Below are 17,263 nucleotides of genomic sequence, written 5' to 3' on the forward strand. Positions count from 1 at the left end.
ATTTCAAAAAAAATATCGATAAATGAAAAACTTACTTTTTGACTTCATCTCAAAATATATTCCGTTGACAGAACAAGAAAAAGATGCTCTTGTTGAGTTAGATATATTCCATGCCTTTAAGAAGGGAGCTGTCTTGCTGGAAGAAGGACAAAAATCGAATAAGGGATATTTTGTATTAAAGGGGTGTATTCGGTCATTTTATGTCATAGATGGCGATGAAAAAACAACCGCTTTCTATACAGAAATGGAAGGCTTTACTCCTCCTTGTGTTTTAAATGGAAAGCCTTCAGAAAATTCAATTTCTTGCGTTGAAGACTCCATCCTTACGGTTTCTGATCCTAGCATGGAAGGCGAAATCTTTCAAAAATTCCCAAAGTTTGAAACGATGTGTCGGATATTGTCTGAAGAACTGTTGGTTCAACAGCAAGTAGACTTTGATGCCTTCAAAACCTCTTCGCCGGAACAACGCTATCTGGACCTTTTGGAAAAACGACCGGATTTAATACAACGGGTGCCGCAATATCAGTTAGCTAGTTTTTTAGGAATTAAGCCACAATCTCTAAGTAGGCTAAGAACAAGAATCGTTGAAAAGAATAAGGGTTAACCTGCTTTCTTAACTTAAGTGAACGAGTTATAGCATCTCCCTAATCTACTTTTGCATTATCACTTTATATAAAAAGAAGATATGGGGAAAAAAACAATGTGGATCGGTTTTGTCATTTTCATAACAAATAGTTTTTACGTCAATGCACAATATTCCCGCCAGAATAGCACTTCAGAAAAATTTTTTGTTGGCAGCACCTTTTTCGTCCTTGGAAATTTCGCTGAGACAAACAGGCCTGATTTTGCACAGCTAAATTTCGGTTACCGCATCACAGAAAAGGATGTGGTATCGGTAGAACTAAAAACCTGGAAATATGCCTGGTCCCTGGGTATTCCATATGGAGACGCTTATGAAGCCCCAGAAGAAAAGTTTCCCGGTTACATTAGAGAGTATGGTTTTGCGCTGGTTTATCAGCGATTTTGGTGGAAAGGTCTTTATACGGGACTTCATGTAATGAATGCCTGGCAACGTTTTGTTGACGAGAATAACCAGAAAATCGCAAATGGCTTTCAGATTTTTAACACTTACCGTCTAGGCTACCATATTAAGTTGTTCAAAAACAGGTTTTTCATTGAGCCATCTATTGCCATCACCCACCGTATTTTTCACACAGAAATGCCAGATGGATTCAAGCAGCAAGATGACAAATGGTCAAAATTTTTTTATGGAGAGCCCGGGCTGCATTTTGGATTTAATTTTTAGGCAATGAAAACAGGTTTTAGCACCAAATACGGAAGTCCCCAAGTGCTTCAATTGCGAGAAGCACAAAAGTCCAATTGGAATTTATTAAAGCTCATTTTGAAAAGGGAGAGATGAAAGCCATTATCGATAGAACCTATTCACTTGAAGCCATTCAGAAAGCCCATGTTTATGTAGATATAGCAAAAAAGAAGGGAAATGTAGTGGCAGGGGGTAACGAACTAATAAAACAAAAACATACATTTAAATGATGAATAAAATGAAAACCATTTTAAAGCTACCACAATCAGTCATTTTGGTATTTTTACTCGGACTAATTTCATGCGAAAAAGACGATTCCTTACCAACAAATCTTTGTGAAGTACAGAACCCGATACAGGAATTAGAGTGGTTAAAAGAAGCCATTGATGAGGTGCGTAATGATGAATACTCCTATTATTCCACGGCCTTGTACCAAGGCCGAAGAATTTTCTTTTACGGCACCTGTGATCCTTTAGCAAATTACGCATCATTTATCCGGAATTGTGCTGGAGATAATTTGGGAGATACAAATGAGCTTTTTGACAGGCTTTTAGAAATTAAGGTGATTTGGAAGCCGGAAAACTCAAAATGTAATTTATGATGCAATGGATTATTTGGAAAGCAGGCATTGCCGATTATGTTGTAATGCAACGCAATAAATCATATCTATTGACTTTATTGGTAGCTGGCTACCTCATCATTGTTCTCTTATCGGCACTCGTGATTCGAAAAAAGAGTAAATATACCGTTGGCAGTAAGGGATAAAGTGCTGAAAAGAAGAAATTACTTTAAATGATAGGCATTGGTTTAGCAACGCCAATGACGAATGACCAGGCTGTAAAAACCATATTGAGTGTAGGACACGTTAATTTTGAGGCGGGTGCGCACTTTCAAATCAACTCAGAAGGAAAAGTATCAGGATTTGTGCTATCAGGTCAAAATTTTGAGAACATCAGGTTTTTAAAACTAAAGTAATACGATGCCAATCAGGTTAAAAATTGGTAATAAATCACATGAAAAACCTGCAAGGTCAAACCTCATTTTGATATGAAGAAAACCAGTTGCTTGCGCAAGCTGCCAAAAAATTCCTGAGAATTCTCCGCTTATCCTGATGTATGGGGCCGTGGTTTTCATTCCAGAACCGTTTTTTGGACGTATTTCAAAAAGGAAACCGGTGCGATCCCCAGGCAGTTTTTGAAAGGTTAAACCATTGTTTCTATACTTTTTTGGTTCCGAAATGTAATTCCGAACCTATACCTGAGAATGCGAACCTTTGCGAAGCATAGAAAGTGCACCTTTGTACTCGAATTAATACGAAGACAATGATTCACAAAAAAGCAGTAACCATGAATTCACAATTCAAATCTCCTGAAGACGATCAAGGTATGCTTTGTCTTTTCCAACCGAAACAGGGTGAATGAAGGATCCTGGAAGCATGGTTTTTATTTCGGTTACTTAGAATGTTTGAAACAATAAAATGATTATGGAAAAGAAAGAAACAAAATACGTTGGAGTGGGAATCGCCCTGGGAACGGCCGTTGGCGCCGCCATCGGAATCGCCATGGGCAACCTGGCGATTGGCATTTCTCTGGGAATCGCCATTGGTGCTGCACTAGGATATTCCCTGCAGCAAAAGGACAGCGACTCAGTCTGAGGTATTAGCCCAAAGGTCCACCGGTATGAATTACTGGCAAAAATTGAATGGAAACTGTCCACCTGTAGATCCGGCTGTGGAACGGGTTAAAAACAAAGAAGCGTCTCAACTTACCGAATCATGAAAAAGAAATATACCAAGCAAGTACTGAGAGTAGTCCTGATCCTTGGATCAATCGCCTCCCTCTTTTTTGTTCCCTGGCTGTTGGTGAAAGCCTGGATCCTTCCCCTGCCTGATACCATTCAGGAACAGTTGGAGGAGGCAATCGCTCATGGGTTTGACGGCATGATCGTCTATATCGACCAGGGGGGTAAGGCACCGCAGCAGTATGCTGCTGGCTGGCACAACCGGGAATCCGAAACACCGACCAAAGCCGATGCGCTGTTTAAAATTGCGAGTATCAGCAAGCTGTATGATGCAGTAGCTGTCACAAAACTGGTAAGTGAGGGACGGCTTTCTCTTGATAAAACTTTAGCGGAGTACCTGCCTGAACTTGAAGGAAAAATCCAACATGCAGACAAAATCACCTTAAGGTTGATGATTCAGCTCAGGAGCGGAATTCCCAATTTTACAGATGCCCCTGGTTTCTGGGCTTCTCCAACCGGGTCCTACGAAGAAAGCCTTGCATTGATACTCGGGAAACCGGCCAACTTCGAACCCGGCAAAGACTATGAATATTGCAATACCAATTACCTGTTGATCAACAAGATCATGGATGATGTGCTGGGGTATGCCAACTTTGAGTTTATCCGGGAGGAAATTTTAGACCCCCTTAAGCTCAGAAATACATACTCTTCGCTGAAGGAGGTGAATATAGACGATGTGATGAGTGGCTATCATGAAGGACATCCCTTTGATTTAAAGGCAGACGATCATGGCATGCTGGCCACTGCAGCAGATGTAGGGATTTTTCTAAGGGCCTTGAATGAGGGATCAATGTTTAAGCCCGGAGAACAGGAAATATATGCTTCCCTTTACGAGTACGAACATGGAGGCTGGGTTCCGGGCTACCAGAGTTTTGCCACATATCATAAGGATATAGATACCGTAATTGTTGCCTTCTACAGCACAACTGACCCTAAGCTTTACAATTGGAACCTGTCAGAAATAATCAACAATAGAATGGCACAAATAATCAGAAAGAATCAATAGCCACAGCAACGCTATTTTCCACCGCCTCAGTAAGTGGGCGGGGAACTCACGTACACCATGGTAAAGACCGCCTGAACACACTAAAAAAGAGTGTAGGGCATAGTAAACAAATTCAAAATAGATCAAAAAATGAAAAGTTACATCATATTATTTTTGGCATTGGTAATGATGGGTTCCTGTAGCCGTTCATTGACATCTGATATCTCCCGCCAACCAACGCTTGCCGATTACCGGCTCGGTGAAAAATGGGTTTGGAAATACAAGGGTGTCACCACGGAGGGAGAAGTCCGCTCGGATGGCGAAGACACCAGAGAAATAGTCAGTATGAATGGCGTTTTAGGTATGACCATAGGAAGCGATACGATTCCTGTTGCTGACATTGTCAGGCCCGACGAAAGCGGTACACCTAAATACGACTGGCCTTTGGAAGTGGGTAAAAAGTGGAAATATGAGAACAATTGGACCAGCCAGGATGGAACAACGGGAAGCCAAAGTCAGGAGGCTGAGGTATTGAGTTACCGGGAAGAAACGGTAGCAGCTGGAACATTCATGGCATACACCATTAGATACACAGGTAAGACCACAAATTCCAGAGGATACAATGCAAACGAAGAGGAAGTTTGGATGTATGCACCTGCAGTAAAAAATTTCATTAAACTGACCCAAAATCAAGGTGATTTTTTCTACGTAGAGGAATTAATCCACTATTCAAAACCTTAATAATTCTTTATATAACAGTTAACTTTAAACTTTACGCTACCTTCAGGCGGCCTGAGCTGAGCCATTTACATGCACTGCAAAACCCTTTGACAGGTTCAGCTTACGTAAAAACATAGAGGCCCTTGCAGGGAATTTGGGGAATGGTATAGCGAAAGTACTGAATAACAGGACCTGTGTGATCAAAGTATACCAAAGTCGATACCGAATTTTCGATAATTTTGTCTATTTTTCAAACAAGAAAAGAAAAATACCATGATCCTTCAAACCAAAGAACCCACTGACCTCAATGACTTGCAGCGGTCCTTGGAAAAGCAATTTTCCGATTATTCGGTGTATGCATTTGACAGCGCACCTCGAAAAAGCCTCATTGTACGCAAGTCTTCAACGATTGGTGCGCAAATCTCGATTCATGAAAATGAAATCATAATTGATGCCTGTTGCCCCAATATTTTGGTATCAGGATTAATCGGTTTAATCAGTTCAATCTTACCCCCTTATCACCAGTTTGAGCGGAAAATTACTGATTTCCTGAGGAAGAGTTACAGCTGATGTGGTACTCTGGAAAAGGTTCAATAAAATAATAACCCGATATTGCAGTCTGATACATAAATCGGAGAAAATGAATTGGATACTATTGGTGATTGCCGGCCTTTTTGAGGTAGCTTTTGCTGCCTGCCTCGGCAAGGCGAAAGGAGCATCCGGCGTAGAGGCTACCTACTGCTACCTGGGATTTTTGATTTGCCTTGGCATCAGCATGCTGCTGTTGGTAAAGGTGACCCAACAGCTACCGATCGGAACGGCCTATGCGGTATGGACCGGTATTGGTGCGGTAGGGACGGTGCTGATTGGAATTGTGATTTTTAAGGAACCGGCCACCTTCTGGCGCCTGTTTTTTATCAGCACATTGATCGCCTCCATTATCGGGCTAAAAGTGGTTTCGCACTGACCTGATCTGGTCCGAAGGGGCCATCTATAATATAGGTTTTGAAAGCGGCATAAAGCACTGGAAAAATTTCCAGAAGACTGGGGGATTTTTTGGCCCTGAGTGAAATCACCTGGATCAGCCATGCCCGGCCCAAAGAAATTGAGGATTATTGGCATCAGGCCTACCCGGAAATCGCTACCGCATCCGATAAAATCAGGATATTAGAGCACAATGGGTTTTCACCGGTAGCCTATTTTTGTCTTTCGCCGGAAAGGTGGACTGATCATTATTATAAGCCCCTGGAAAAGCGGTTTGTAGCTTTTCTGGATCAGCATGCGCATTCCGAACCTCCCAGAAAAGTGGTTGAAGATACGAAAATGGAATTGTATCAAAAATACAAGGCCTATTACAGTTATGGGTTTTATATTGCGAAGAAAATATAGGGAAAGAAATGCCAGGTAATGATCATCAAAACCGCTGGTAAATATCAAGTATTTTGGAGAGGAGCAGATCTATTTTGCAGCCGGCAGCGGATACGGCACCAAGAGCGTGATCATCCGCATGCCGGATAGTGGTGATTTTATAGGCATCACCTCCAACTGGGGCAATACCCCCATCCTGCAATTGCTGCGGGACCTGTACCTGACAGCGAGAGGGCAGCCTGTTTCCCTTCCTTCCGATGACGGTCTCGCTGATCCCGGGGCCTATCCGGACCAGATGGGGCAATATACCTTTGTCAGAGGAGAGCTGAAAAAACACCTGGGAATGGATCGGGAGCAGCTACGACTGCACGCATTCGAAGGGCGCCTGTTTTTGGACGATGAGCTCCTGGCGGCAGGTGAAGGCTACCTGCGGCTTACCTATACGGATGAATTGAAAATATTTTTCAAAAACCAGCAAATGATCATCGAAATCAACGGCAACACACTGATCGGGAATAGGGCATTACCTGGTCAGTAGCCGATCCGTACCAGAAAGAAAGGATCTTCATAGATAATGGTCCACGAATTGGCTAATAAAGGGTAATCCTTTACTGGATATTGGTCTTAATCCGTTGCTTTCAAAGTAAAAGGCAAAAGAAGCGAATGATTTTTATCCGAATTGATTAATTTGAAAACCAAAATTGATGCATATCAGGCTCGAATACGATGAATGGAAAAAGAAAGGAAGATGAAAGCATATAAATTAGACGAGACGCAGGATTTGCTAATAGGCAAGCTTGGGACAGCGCGAAGAGACGAATTTGAATTTGAGCTTAAACTCGAGCTCATTGTTCTATGATCAAGGCTGCTCGCAAGGAGCATAAACTAACCCAGGAACAACTTGGTGAGCTAATCGGTATAAGAAATCATATCCACATACACCCACCGCACCAACCAAAGCTACGATTCATACTTTGGCGTTAGCGGTAATGTGAGGTGGCATTCTCGAAAACGAAAAAAATGACTCAATCTGAACTTATAATTTTGAATTTTACAGAGATAAGGAGAAGAAGCATAAAGCTTTGGAATGGGCTTCCCGAGAGCCATTATCATTGGAAACCCGACGACAAAGCAATGACTGCCTTAGAAATGGTTAGGCATATTTTGGAAGCCGATTATGGATGGAATCGTATCATCAGAAATGAGAGTATGATAAACTACCAAACGCCCTGGAAAAATCGACCATTCATTAGCCTTGCAGATGAACTTGAATTTGCTGACCCTCATAGAAAAGCGTTTTTAAAAACTGTTGCCCAATTTTCGGATGCAGAATTAACCGAAACCGAAATCATTCACCCTGGAAATGGTGAAAAGAAAATTCTCGGAGCATATTTACTACGGATTGGATATCACGAATCTGTTCACGCAGGCCAGTTCCTTTCGTATTTAAGAACAATGAAAATTCGTTGTCCGGAAATATGGGACTAAAAAATACCAAAACACTCCTGCCACTAAATCAATCCCTTGGCCTCCAATGATTTTTTGAGGGCCGCATGCTTTTTCCAGAACCGATCCTTTATCCGCTGCATCAGGGTCTCAAATTCCGGATGTTCCTTGAGGGGAGCGATTAGCGGGTCTTTCTCGAAAAACAAGAGAATCCAGTATTGGTAATCTTCCTGGTTGGAAAAAATGCGCAGTTGCTCAATGCCCTGCTTTATTTTTCCTTCACGGGCGTACAATACAGCCATGCTGGCACTTTTGTAAATGGATTGGTCTCGCTCGCAGTATTGGGCATAGGAATCGAAAAATTCGGCGGCGCGATCAGGGTATCCCATTTTCTCGTACACCAGCCCAATTTTGATGTCCTCCTGTGGATAAATGCCCAGACCTTGTCTCTCCCTTTCGGCGACGAATTGCTCATAATAGACAAAGGCTTTGGCATATTCTTCCTGGAAATAATGCATTTTTGCCACTTCCTGCAGGATGTCCAGCCGGCTGCTATCCTTTTGCCATTCCTGCAAAAGCAGCGTAGTAGTCTGCTTTATGTTCCTGTTTTTGGCGTAGCGTATATAGGCATTCAGGAAAGGAGCATATTCGTTGTCCGGGTTGAAAGCTATTGATTGGTTGATATACCGGATCGATTCGTCTACAAAGCCGGTTTGGATCAGGGCATTGCTCAGGTGCAGGTAGGTATAACTTTTGGTTACTGAGTCTTGCGTGCCCACGTCCAGTTGAATGCCTTTCAGTGCATATTCCAGGTACCGGGCGGTGTTTGGCGTAATGCGTGCGTAGAAATCCGCCAGCAGTTGGATCACCGGCAAAGAATTGGGATTGTATTCCAGTGCTTTTTCCAGATGGGGCAGGGCCAGGCGAAACTCCTTTGTGTGCAGGTAGTACAATGCTTTGGCAATCAGGCTTTCGGCAGATTTTGAATCGTAAAGCAATGCTTTATCTGCATAATTGTTGATGAGGTCCGTGTATTGTTTCTCAATCTGATAGATGTCGAGGTAATAGTAGGAAATGGCCAGGTTGGCATAGGCCAGGGCGAACTGTGAGTCTTCTTCAACCGCCTTTTCAAGCAAAGGAATGGCCGAAAGGAGCCCCTCCCGATTTTGTTCATTCATACGCTCCAAGGCCTGCAAGTAATAATCGTATGCGAGGAGGTTGTCCGTAGGCTGCCTCTCGATGCGTTCCAGTTCGGCTGGAGTAACCACTACTTTGATAGCATCGGTGATTTCGCTGGCTATTTCGTTTTGCAAGGCAAATATGTCCCCGACTTTCCGACTGTATTGCCCTCCCCATACCGGTCGATCGGTCGCTGCTTCCACCAGTTGGATGGTTAATAAAACCTGATCACCAATACGCTGCCCACTACCTTCCAGGATATAGCTGACGTGGAGAATTTCAGCTATTTCAGGAATGGCAAGGTCTGTATTCCGGAATTGTTCCACAGAAGTTCGGCTTACCACACGCAGATCCTGGATTTTTTGTAATTTACTCAGGGCAGATTCCATAAGACCATTGACGAAGTACAGGTTAGCGGAATCGCTGCTTTCGTTTTTAAAGGGCAAAACGGCAATGGATTTATCCTGGCCCGTACCACCAGCAGGTATTAAAGACCTCAAGACAAAAAAAGCAATAGCAAATAACAGAACCAGAAGCCCTGCCAATGCGGAAATCCGGTATTTTTTAACGAATCGGGAAGGGACTGCTTGTTCCTTCCTGATTTTTCTGGCCTCACCCGGAGCGTAGCCGAAGTGCTCCCGAAAACATTTGATAAAATAGGAAGTGCTTCCAAAACCCACCTGAAAGGAAATCTCCGAAACTGTCAAAGAAGTTTGTTTCAGCAATTCCAATCCTTTTTTTAACCTTATCTGCCGGATGTACTGACTGGCAGATAGAAGGGTGTGTTTTTTGATTTTCCGGAGCAGGTTAGAACGGCTCATGTTCATCGCTTCTGCCAGTTCGGACACCCCAAAGTCTTCCCGCGACACATTGTCCAGGACAACGGCCTCTACGGCATCGATAAATGCTTCGCCTGAAATGGATGGGTCTTCCATGAGGAAATTTTAACAATCGAATTTACAAATAATTCCGACAATACAAACGGCTTGGAGAGGGTCGTTTTCTATCCGAAAAATCCGGCTTTGCGTCATAATTTATACTTCTGCGCCATAATTTTTATCTCCTCTTCAAAATTCATGCTTTTGGCAACATCGCAGTTACATCTGATTTAGGTGGCTTGATGACCTTTGTAGGAAATAAAATTTCAAACAAATAATTTCAAAACTATGAAAACGAAAAGAATGAATGCCTTTGTATGTATCGGTTTGTTGCTCGCTTTATCATTCGGCTGTTCCCCATCATCTGAACGACGAAATGAAAAAGGGAATAAAGCACCCGATATGGATATTCATGCCGCCGTGCTAGCCGGAAATGTTGCTGTGGTTAAGCAGCACATTGATGCAGGATCGAATATCAATAAAAAGGAACCGCTTGGCGGAGCCACGCCTCTGATCTCAGCGATAACTTTTGGAAAAGGCGATATCGCCCGACAATTCATTGACGCCGGAGCGGACTTATCGGCAAAAAATAACGATGGATCTACAGCGCTCCACGTGGCGGCTTTTTTCTGTCGGGTAGAATTGGTTCAGGCATTGCTGGATGCGGCGGCTGATAAATCCCTGCGAAACGAGTACGGGGCTACGCCCAGGGAAACCGTCATGGGGCCGTTTGAGGCCGTCAAACCGGTGTATGAAATGATGCAGACGCAATTGGGACCTTTGGGCTTACAACTTGACCTGAAGGAACTGGAAAAGACCCGCCCCGTCATTGCCATGATGCTTCAATAACTATAGGATGAGCGTAATGGAAAATGAAAGAAGATACGATATTGATTGGCTGCGGGTAGTAGCCATCGCGTTGCTGCTGATTTACCACATTGCGATTGTGTTTCAGCCCTGGGCCGCATTTATCGGCTTTATCCGGAGTGAGGTACCGATGGAAAGTCTGTGGAAACTGATGTCCATGTTGAATGTATGGCGCATACCATTCCTGTTTTACGTTTCCGGAATGGGTGTCTATTTTGCTATCCGGAAAAGAAATGGGGGCCAATTGGTAAAAGAGCGGTCAAAAAGAATTCTTTTGCCCTTTGCGTTTGGGGTGTTTGTCGTAGCGCCCTTGCACGTCTTTGTTTTCCAGCAATATTATAAGTTGCCTTTGATGTATTATCCGCACCCGGGTCACCTGTGGTTTTTGGGAAACATTTTTGTCTATGTGTTGTTGCTGGCACCTCTTTTTTTCCTGTTGATGAGAAAGCCACTTCGAGGGTTCAGGAAAAAACTATCGGCCATCATGGGTAATCCCTCAGGCCCGCTTAGCGTATCAATATTTTTTATAATGGAGGTACGCATTCTCCAGCCCGCTGTATTTGAAATGTACGCCCTCACCTGGCATGGGTTTTTCCTGGGATTCCTGGCCTTTTTCTTTGGCTTTCTGTTTGTTTACAGTGGAAAAGCCTTCTGGCAAACGGTATTACGGTGGAAGTGGTTTTACCTGGGAGTAGCACTGACCTCCTATCTGATCCGGCTCTTCTTTTTTGAAACCAACCTACCAGATTACGCGCTTGCGATAGAGTCCCATTGCTGGATTTTTGGCATCTTTGGTCTGGGCTACCGCTATCTGAACCGGCCTAGTCGATCGCTTACGTATTTGAGTCAGGCGGCCTATCCGGTGTACATCGTCCACATGGCGGTCTTGTATGCCGTAGCTGCCCTGGTACTGCCACTGGCTATACCAACCCCAGCGAAATTTATCGCAATCAGCGGATTTACCTTTGTCGGATGCTTTCTCCTCTATGAGGGGCTTATCAGCCGGGTAGGGTTATTAAGGCCGCTGTTCGGGATGAAGAAGCAAGCCCGGGAAATGGAAGCCCCTGGCGAAGGTTCCGCAAATGCGGTAGCGGCCATTCCATGAATACAGCGGTTTCCTGTAGTAAAAGACGAGAGGCGGCACCTGCGCAGGCTAAGTAAAACACCGAAAATAGAGAGAATCATGAAAATCAAATCCCAAATTTTATCGATTGGCGCGGGGATCTTCCTGCTTGGTTGTACCGATGCCATGATAGTTGTGCCAGAGGCTCCCTTTCCTATTGCTGACGATTCTTTTGTCATAGATACTGTAGCAACAGGCTTTACCATCCCTTATGGTATAGCGATTGTTGGCGAAGAGGAATATTTCATTACCGACCGGATAGGGAAGATGTTCCATTTGGACGGGAATAACCTCACCGAACTGATGGGACTTCCAGCAGTGGTGACCTTCGGTGTTCCGGGCCTGCCGGCAATTTTGCATGGCGGCCTCATGGATATAAGCCTCCATCCCGACTACGCGTCAAACGGATGGATTTACATTTGCTATCTGGCCGAAGACGGTTTTGCCAAGGTATCCAGGCTTACCCTGGAAAATCATACCATTGACCGGTTTGAGACGATTTTTATTACCAGAGATCAAAATTATACCGGAAACGGTATGCGGATAGCTTGGCAAGACGAAGGTCACTTTTTTCTAAACGTCGGGAATTCAGACTTTTCAACGAGCACAAATCCCATTATGCATGCTCAGGATTTAAACCACGATGCGGGGAAAATTCATCGGCTTGGGGAAGATGGAGGCATCCCCTCTGATAATCCGGTATTTGATGGAAGCACATCACCGACGAGCATTTGGAGCTATGGCCACCGAGACGTGCAGGGGCTATTCTATGAGCGATCATCTGATACACTGTATGGACTGGAGCATGGCCCGAAAGGAGGGGATGAATTCAATATCATTGAAAAGGGAGGTAATTACGGCTGGCCGCTCTTCAGCTACGGCGTCAACTATGACGGCGCCCAGGTGTCGACCCTATCGGAAGATTCAGCTTCTCGTTTTACCGTTTTACCCGTACATATCTGGACCGTGCCGACACCCAGCGGCGGACAGGCATTGGCGCCTTCCTGTCTGCTAAAGGTGTCGGAAAGCAGGATTTCCGACTGGAATGATCACTTTATTTTCGGTTCCCTGGCCTTTAGGAGACTGATGAAATACAACCCGGAAACACAGGAAACGGTAGCATTGAATGTAACCGGCCGGGTGAGGACCATAAAACAGCTCCCAGGTGGCGACCTCCTTGCCTTGGTGGAGCGAAATGATCTCCGACGGGCGAATGGGAAAATCATAAAAATTCGGCAGCTCCCTAAAAAAGAGCCTGATGATATGTAATTTGTCCCGGAAAGCTGCTTTGAATTATGGATGTAGTTGAAATGTTTACCATTTTGCCGCACTCCGGACCTGAGCCGCTATTCCTTTTCAAAATCAGCATTTATATTAAACCAATTTCACATGTCCCTGAAACAAATCCTCCGCATTACATTACTTGTAGCTACACCAATCTCCCTTTATTTTGTGCCCTGGACGCTTTTAGTTGCCTGGTTGACGCCACTTCCCGCTACGGTTGAGGACGAAGTTCAGGCAGCGCTGAAGCATGACCTGGATGGCATTATCGTGTATGTGGACCGAAAGGGAGCAGCACCCGAGTATTACGCCGCCGGCTGGCACAACCGCGAAGCGGAACTACCTGCCCGGCCCGATGCCCTGTTTAAAATTGCCAGCATCGGCAAATTGTACGATGCCGTGCTGATCGCAAAGCTGGTCGCGGCAAAACTTCTGTCCCTGGACAACACACTCACGGATTATTTCCCCGAATTGGCAGGAAGGATTGAATATGCCGAACAGATTACCATCCGCATGTTGGTGCAGCATAGGAGTGGTATTCCCAATTTCACGGATACACCCGATTTTTGGATCAATCCGCCCGCGAGCAGCGAAGAGGCACTGGCAGGGGTGCTCGACATGCCGGCCGATTTTGAACCGGGCGCTGCCTACGCCTACTCGAATACCAATTACCTGTTGCTCTCCCAACTGATCGAAAGGCGGGTGGGGTATGGGAAATTCCAATACATGCAAGAGCAGATTTTCCTTCCCCTGGGTCTGAAGAATACATTTGGCTCCCTGGAAGACATCGATCTGGAGAACCTGATGAGTGGGTATTACGTGGGCGTGGAAGAAGATATCAAGACAACGGATTACGGCTCCATGATAGCGAGCGCCGGGGATGTAGGTACCTTTCTCCGGGCACTAAACGACGGATCTCTGTTGACGGATGAGGAACAGGAAGTCTATTCCTCCATTTACGTATACGAGCACACCGGCCTGATTCCCGGTTATCAGAGCTTCGCCCGGTACTACAAAGATATCGATACGGTGGTGATCCAGTTGGTAAATACGACGAATTTTGACGGATACACCTGGGGATTATCGGAAATCACCTTCAATCGAATTGGTAAAATCCTTCGCAAGCGATACGGAACCTGATACAGAAAGTAAGCGGTTTGTTTCAATGAATGTGGATTTCTTACCTGTTTCCAACCAGGGAAAATGGATTTTTAGTAAATTGAAGGAAAAACAATGACAGTAACGGTATCCCTTATCCTTTTCACCGCCCTGACAAGTATCGTGATCCTATTTCAGCTTGGTCTGGCTGCCGGCATGCCCTGGGGTGCCGCTTCCATGGGTGGCAAATACCCCGGCAAATACCCCCCGAAAATGAGGGCCATTGCCATTGTCAACGCCTTGGTATTAGGAGGAATGCTGGCCATTGCATGGGCAAGGGCGGGGCGGGTATTTCCGGAACTCCAATCCATTTCCTCGGTAGGGATATGGGTGATGGTGGTCTTTTTTGCATTGGGAACCGTTATGAATGCCATTACCCCCAGTAAAATTGAACGAATCTGGGCGCCGGTAGCCTTTGGCATGTTCGTTACAAGTTTGCTAGTGGCATTGAGCTGATAACAACTATGGCAGGCAAGAAGTGTTGGCTGATTCCTCATCTAATTGAGGGGGAAGATAAGTTTTAAGTAAATTCTACTACAGAATTAAATAATTATGAAGAAAGTTGACCGATTCCTTGTCCGAATTCCCTATTTTGAGAAAGAATAGAAAGAATGGAACAGGGTTCATGATCTAGATATCCGCAACATTCTTTCTCAACATAGCTTAAATCAGAAGATGAATGTCCTACTAAAAAACGACAGCGGTAAAAATTAACATTTAAAGGATAAATAAAAAAGATGCTTTTTAATTCCATAGACTTTGCTGTATTCTTGCCAACAGTTTTTCTACTTTATTGGCTAGTGAAAGACCAAAACTTGAAATTACAGAATTTTCTGATTGTTGCCGCCAGTTACCTTTTTTACGGTTGGTGGGATTGGAGATTTCTTTCTTTAATTTTGTTCAGCACCATTGTTGATTATTTGGTAGGACTTGGACTTTTAATACAAAATAATAAGACTAAACGAAAGATATTATTGTGGACAAGTATCTTAGTAAACTTGGGTTTTCTTGCCTTCTTTAAATATTACAACTTTTTTCTTGACAATTTTATAACCGCTTTTTCATTTTTCGGAAAAGAAATTAAAGCTAGTTCATTGAATATCATTTTGCCTGTAGGTATCAGCTTTTATACTTTTCAAACTTTGAGTTATAGCATAGATGTATATAAAAGAAAGCTTGAACCCACAAAGGACTTTCTAGCTTTTTCGGCATTTGTCAGTTTTTTTCCCCAATTGGTTGCCGGACCTATTGAAAGAGCAAAAAATTTATTGCCTCAATTTTATGTAAAACGAACCTTTACATATCAACTCTTTTCTGAAGGGGTGAAATTAATGATTGTCGGATTTTTCATGAAGTTGGTAGTTGCAGATAGAGCTGCCATATATGTAAATGCTGTTTATAATAATGTTGATAACCATGCTGGTTTATCATTTATGGCAGCAACAATTCTTTTTGCATTTCAAATTTACGGTGATTTTGCAGGTTATTCTTTAATAGCAATTGGAACTGCACGTTTATTCGGATTCAAACTGATGACAAATTTCAACAGACCCTATTTTGCAACCTCAGTAGGTGATTTCTGGAAGCGTTGGCATATTTCCTTATCTACATGGTTCAGAGATTATTTGTATATTCCATTAGGAGGTAACCAAGTAATTTATCCTAGATGGTTAATTAATATATTTATCACTTTTCTTGTGAGTGGATTCTGGCATGGTGCAAATTGGACCTTCATTATTTGGGGTTCTTTAAACGGGATTTATTTGATAATTGAAGCGGTTTTATTTAAAAGTAATAACAAAAAGATTATTAATGTTTTACTAACGTTCATTCTAATCTGTTTTTCATGGATTTTTTTTAGGGCCAATAATGTAAATGATGCATTATATATTGTAAAATCCATTATAATCAACCCGGGAAAATTATATATACCCAGCGATAATGACGTTATTGCACCGGTATTTGCTGTAATGGCTATATCAATACTTTTAGGCACTGAGATAAAAAAAGAGTACTTCAATAAATCATTTTCACTTGCGGAAAATAAATATCCACTTGTTAGATGGGGATTTTATAGCTGTATCCTTTTTTTAATTTTATACATGGGAGTCTTTAATTCAAGTCAGTTTATTTATTTTCAATTTTAATTGCCAGGTGGACAGCGAGATGAAAAATAAGGAATTTAAAATGCTTATCTCAAAATCAATAAAATTTCTTTTAGTTTTTATACTTATAGAAATATCCTTGGGGTTTATTGCAAAGAAAATTTTCTTTTCTCAGACAACAGGAAAGTACGCAAGATTGACGTATTCTATTCAAAATAATAGTTCGGAAGTGTTGATTATGGGAAGTTCTCATGCTAATAGACACTTTGTATCTAATATCCTGGAAAAGGAATTAAATATGACTTGTTATAATTCAGGTGTTCAAGGTCAGGGACTTATTTTTCAAACTGCCTTACTAAAAATGATTTTGAAAAGGCATGAACCAAAAGTTGTTATACTTAACCTTGATGAAGATTGGTTGTATGATTCGGAAGAATTCAATGAAAGACTTGCAGATTTGCATCCCTACTATTGGGATTTTAGAAAAGAATTAGATCCCATATTGTCATTATCTTCAGAGTTCATTACTTTTAAATTATTATTTTCTTCCTATCAAACAAACTCAACACTTGTACATGCATTAAAATATTTTTTTGTTCCACAAATGGACTATAAAGGTTTTCGACCTTTGAATCAAAAAATGGAAAAATCCTTTCCTCCAATAAATGAGCCATTGATTTCCAAAGAAAAAAATGAAGAATCAAAAATAATTAATAAAAACTTTGCCCTTATGTTTGAAGAATTTATTAATGATGCAAAATTGCATAATGTCAAGTTAATTTTTACAGTATCCCCTCAACTTTTACAATTTGATCGAATGAATGTAAATAGTTCTTTAACTTTAATGAAGATCATTGCTGAAAAAAATAGAATCCCTATATTTGATTTTTCTGAGGATAGAACTTTCATTAAAAAATATCATTTATTTAATGATCCTGGTCATTTGAATAATGATGGCGCAATTATTTTTACCAAATTATTAGCTAATAAATTACAAGAAGAAGTTGATTTGATTAAATAAATTATTTT

Annotated in this window: 21 protein-coding genes; 20 read left to right on the top strand and 1 reads right to left on the bottom strand. The window is 42.5% G+C overall.

Features of this window, described 5'->3' with window-relative positions:
- Positions 1-22: 22 nt before the first annotated feature.
- The 13 genes from G9Q97_RS17320 (at position 23) to G9Q97_RS17375 (ending at position 7,685) form a co-directional block, all read left to right on the top strand.
- Positions 23-604: a Crp/Fnr family transcriptional regulator gene (locus G9Q97_RS17320; RefSeq protein WP_166149074.1), complete on the top strand. Its 582-nt coding sequence runs from the start codon at positions 23-25 to the stop codon at positions 602-604.
- An 81-nt stretch (positions 605-685) separates the two neighbouring features.
- Positions 686-1,306 carry a hypothetical protein gene (locus tag G9Q97_RS17325; RefSeq protein WP_166149076.1) on the top strand — a complete coding sequence of 207 codons (621 nt, stop codon included), beginning with the start codon at positions 686-688 and terminating at the stop codon, positions 1,304-1,306.
- A gap of 74 nt (positions 1,307-1,380) precedes the next feature.
- On the top strand, positions 1,381-1,554 hold the full coding sequence (locus tag G9Q97_RS17330; RefSeq protein WP_222852017.1) for a hypothetical protein: 174 nt from the start codon (positions 1,381-1,383) through the stop codon (positions 1,552-1,554).
- On the top strand, positions 1,551-1,925 hold the full coding sequence (locus G9Q97_RS17335) for a hypothetical protein (protein WP_166149078.1): 375 nt from the start codon (positions 1,551-1,553) through the stop codon (positions 1,923-1,925). The genes G9Q97_RS17330 and G9Q97_RS17335 overlap by 4 nt, the downstream gene beginning before the upstream one ends.
- Positions 1,926-2,801: 876 nt before the next feature.
- Positions 2,802-2,978 carry a hypothetical protein gene (locus tag G9Q97_RS17340; protein WP_166148645.1) on the top strand — a complete coding sequence of 59 codons (177 nt, stop codon included), beginning with the start codon at positions 2,802-2,804 and terminating at the stop codon, positions 2,976-2,978.
- Positions 2,979-3,098: 120 nt separating this feature from the next.
- Entirely contained in the window at positions 3,099-4,130 is a 1,032-nt protein-coding gene (locus G9Q97_RS17345) for a serine hydrolase domain-containing protein (protein WP_166149080.1), read from the top strand.
- A 129-nt stretch (positions 4,131-4,259) separates the two neighbouring features.
- Complete coding sequence (locus G9Q97_RS17350) at positions 4,260-4,850, top strand: hypothetical protein (protein WP_166149082.1); 591 nt, start codon at positions 4,260-4,262, stop codon at positions 4,848-4,850.
- A 252-nt stretch (positions 4,851-5,102) separates the two neighbouring features.
- Positions 5,103-5,399, top strand: a complete 297-nt coding sequence (locus tag G9Q97_RS17355) for a hypothetical protein (protein WP_166149084.1) — start codon at positions 5,103-5,105, stop codon at positions 5,397-5,399.
- Positions 5,400-5,469: 70 nt separating this feature from the next.
- Positions 5,470-5,796, top strand: coding sequence for a DMT family transporter (locus G9Q97_RS17360; protein ID WP_166149086.1), 327 nt, complete (start codon positions 5,470-5,472; stop codon positions 5,794-5,796).
- Between the two features lie 89 nt (positions 5,797-5,885).
- Positions 5,886-6,218 (top strand): hypothetical protein, encoded by a 333-nt coding sequence (locus tag G9Q97_RS17365; protein WP_166149088.1) that lies wholly within the window; start codon positions 5,886-5,888, stop codon positions 6,216-6,218.
- A gap of 106 nt (positions 6,219-6,324) precedes the next feature.
- Positions 6,325-6,735 (top strand): hypothetical protein, encoded by a 411-nt coding sequence (locus tag G9Q97_RS17370; RefSeq protein ID WP_166149090.1) that lies wholly within the window; start codon positions 6,325-6,327, stop codon positions 6,733-6,735.
- Between the two features lie 317 nt (positions 6,736-7,052).
- Entirely contained in the window at positions 7,053-7,181 is a 129-nt protein-coding gene (locus G9Q97_RS25405; RefSeq protein WP_394353000.1) for a helix-turn-helix domain-containing protein, read from the top strand.
- 36 nt (positions 7,182-7,217) lie between these two features.
- Positions 7,218-7,685 (top strand): DinB family protein, encoded by a 468-nt coding sequence (locus tag G9Q97_RS17375; RefSeq protein ID WP_166149092.1) that lies wholly within the window; start codon positions 7,218-7,220, stop codon positions 7,683-7,685.
- 23 nt (positions 7,686-7,708) lie between these two features.
- Here G9Q97_RS17375 and G9Q97_RS17380 read toward each other — a convergent pair whose 3' ends face one another.
- Positions 7,709-9,757 (bottom strand): helix-turn-helix domain-containing protein, encoded by a 2,049-nt coding sequence (locus tag G9Q97_RS17380; protein WP_166149094.1) that lies wholly within the window; start codon positions 9,755-9,757, stop codon positions 7,709-7,711.
- A gap of 231 nt (positions 9,758-9,988) precedes the next feature.
- On the opposite strand from G9Q97_RS17380, the gene G9Q97_RS17385 reads away from it, so the two are divergent.
- The 7 genes from G9Q97_RS17385 (at position 9,989) to G9Q97_RS17415 (ending at position 17,255) form a co-directional block, all read left to right on the top strand.
- The gene (locus tag G9Q97_RS17385) at positions 9,989-10,549 is read left to right on the top strand and encodes an ankyrin repeat domain-containing protein (protein ID WP_222852018.1); all 561 of its coding nucleotides are present in this window, start codon (positions 9,989-9,991) and stop codon (positions 10,547-10,549) included.
- Between the two features lie 7 nt (positions 10,550-10,556).
- The gene (locus tag G9Q97_RS17390; RefSeq protein WP_246255766.1) at positions 10,557-11,672 is read left to right on the top strand and encodes an acyltransferase family protein; all 1,116 of its coding nucleotides are present in this window, start codon (positions 10,557-10,559) and stop codon (positions 11,670-11,672) included.
- Between the two features lie 78 nt (positions 11,673-11,750).
- The gene (locus tag G9Q97_RS17395; protein ID WP_166149095.1) at positions 11,751-12,959 is read left to right on the top strand and encodes a PQQ-dependent sugar dehydrogenase; all 1,209 of its coding nucleotides are present in this window, start codon (positions 11,751-11,753) and stop codon (positions 12,957-12,959) included.
- Between the two features lie 120 nt (positions 12,960-13,079).
- Positions 13,080-14,111, top strand: a complete 1,032-nt coding sequence (locus G9Q97_RS17400) for a serine hydrolase domain-containing protein (protein ID WP_166149097.1) — start codon at positions 13,080-13,082, stop codon at positions 14,109-14,111.
- Between the two features lie 93 nt (positions 14,112-14,204).
- Complete coding sequence (locus tag G9Q97_RS17405; protein ID WP_166149099.1) at positions 14,205-14,585, top strand: hypothetical protein; 381 nt, start codon at positions 14,205-14,207, stop codon at positions 14,583-14,585.
- Between the two features lie 281 nt (positions 14,586-14,866).
- On the top strand, positions 14,867-16,276 hold the full coding sequence (locus G9Q97_RS17410; RefSeq protein ID WP_166149101.1) for an MBOAT family O-acyltransferase: 1,410 nt from the start codon (positions 14,867-14,869) through the stop codon (positions 16,274-16,276).
- Positions 16,277-16,295: 19 nt separating this feature from the next.
- Complete coding sequence (locus tag G9Q97_RS17415) at positions 16,296-17,255, top strand: hypothetical protein (protein ID WP_166149103.1); 960 nt, start codon at positions 16,296-16,298, stop codon at positions 17,253-17,255.
- The last annotated feature ends 8 nt before the right edge of the window (positions 17,256-17,263 follow it).

Source organism: Cyclobacterium plantarum, assembly GCF_011290685.1.
In the GTDB taxonomy this organism is placed as follows: domain Bacteria; phylum Bacteroidota; class Bacteroidia; order Cytophagales; family Cyclobacteriaceae; genus Cyclobacterium; species Cyclobacterium plantarum.

What these genes read in the sequence shown, in the direction of transcription:
- G9Q97_RS17320 (WP_166149074.1), top strand. Translation starts at nt 23, where the DNA reads ATGAAAAACTTACTTTTTGACTTCATCTCAAAATATATTCCGTTGACA.
- G9Q97_RS17325 (WP_166149076.1), top strand. Translation starts at nt 686, where the DNA reads ATGGGGAAAAAAACAATGTGGATCGGTTTTGTCATTTTCATAACAAAT.
- G9Q97_RS17335 (WP_166149078.1), top strand. Translation starts at nt 1,551, where the DNA reads ATGATGAATAAAATGAAAACCATTTTAAAGCTACCACAATCAGTCATT.
- G9Q97_RS17340 (WP_166148645.1), top strand. Translation starts at nt 2,802, where the DNA reads ATGATTATGGAAAAGAAAGAAACAAAATACGTTGGAGTGGGAATCGCC.
- G9Q97_RS17345 (WP_166149080.1), top strand. Translation starts at nt 3,099, where the DNA reads ATGAAAAAGAAATATACCAAGCAAGTACTGAGAGTAGTCCTGATCCTT.
- G9Q97_RS17350 (WP_166149082.1), top strand. Translation starts at nt 4,260, where the DNA reads ATGAAAAGTTACATCATATTATTTTTGGCATTGGTAATGATGGGTTCC.
- G9Q97_RS17355 (WP_166149084.1), top strand. Translation starts at nt 5,103, where the DNA reads ATGATCCTTCAAACCAAAGAACCCACTGACCTCAATGACTTGCAGCGG.
- G9Q97_RS17360 (WP_166149086.1), top strand. Translation starts at nt 5,470, where the DNA reads ATGAATTGGATACTATTGGTGATTGCCGGCCTTTTTGAGGTAGCTTTT.
- G9Q97_RS25405 (WP_394353000.1), top strand. Translation starts at nt 7,053, where the DNA reads ATGATCAAGGCTGCTCGCAAGGAGCATAAACTAACCCAGGAACAACTT.
- G9Q97_RS17375 (WP_166149092.1), top strand. Translation starts at nt 7,218, where the DNA reads ATGACTCAATCTGAACTTATAATTTTGAATTTTACAGAGATAAGGAGA.
- G9Q97_RS17380 (WP_166149094.1), bottom strand. Translation starts at nt 9,757, where the DNA reads ATGGAAGACCCATCCATTTCAGGCGAAGCATTTATCGATGCCGTAGAG.
- G9Q97_RS17385 (WP_222852018.1), top strand. Translation starts at nt 9,989, where the DNA reads ATGAAAACGAAAAGAATGAATGCCTTTGTATGTATCGGTTTGTTGCTC.
- G9Q97_RS17390 (WP_246255766.1), top strand. Translation starts at nt 10,557, where the DNA reads ATGAGCGTAATGGAAAATGAAAGAAGATACGATATTGATTGGCTGCGG.
- G9Q97_RS17395 (WP_166149095.1), top strand. Translation starts at nt 11,751, where the DNA reads ATGAAAATCAAATCCCAAATTTTATCGATTGGCGCGGGGATCTTCCTG.
- G9Q97_RS17400 (WP_166149097.1), top strand. Translation starts at nt 13,080, where the DNA reads ATGTCCCTGAAACAAATCCTCCGCATTACATTACTTGTAGCTACACCA.
- G9Q97_RS17405 (WP_166149099.1), top strand. Translation starts at nt 14,205, where the DNA reads ATGACAGTAACGGTATCCCTTATCCTTTTCACCGCCCTGACAAGTATC.
- G9Q97_RS17410 (WP_166149101.1), top strand. Translation starts at nt 14,867, where the DNA reads ATGCTTTTTAATTCCATAGACTTTGCTGTATTCTTGCCAACAGTTTTT.
- G9Q97_RS17415 (WP_166149103.1), top strand. Translation starts at nt 16,296, where the DNA reads ATGAAAAATAAGGAATTTAAAATGCTTATCTCAAAATCAATAAAATTT.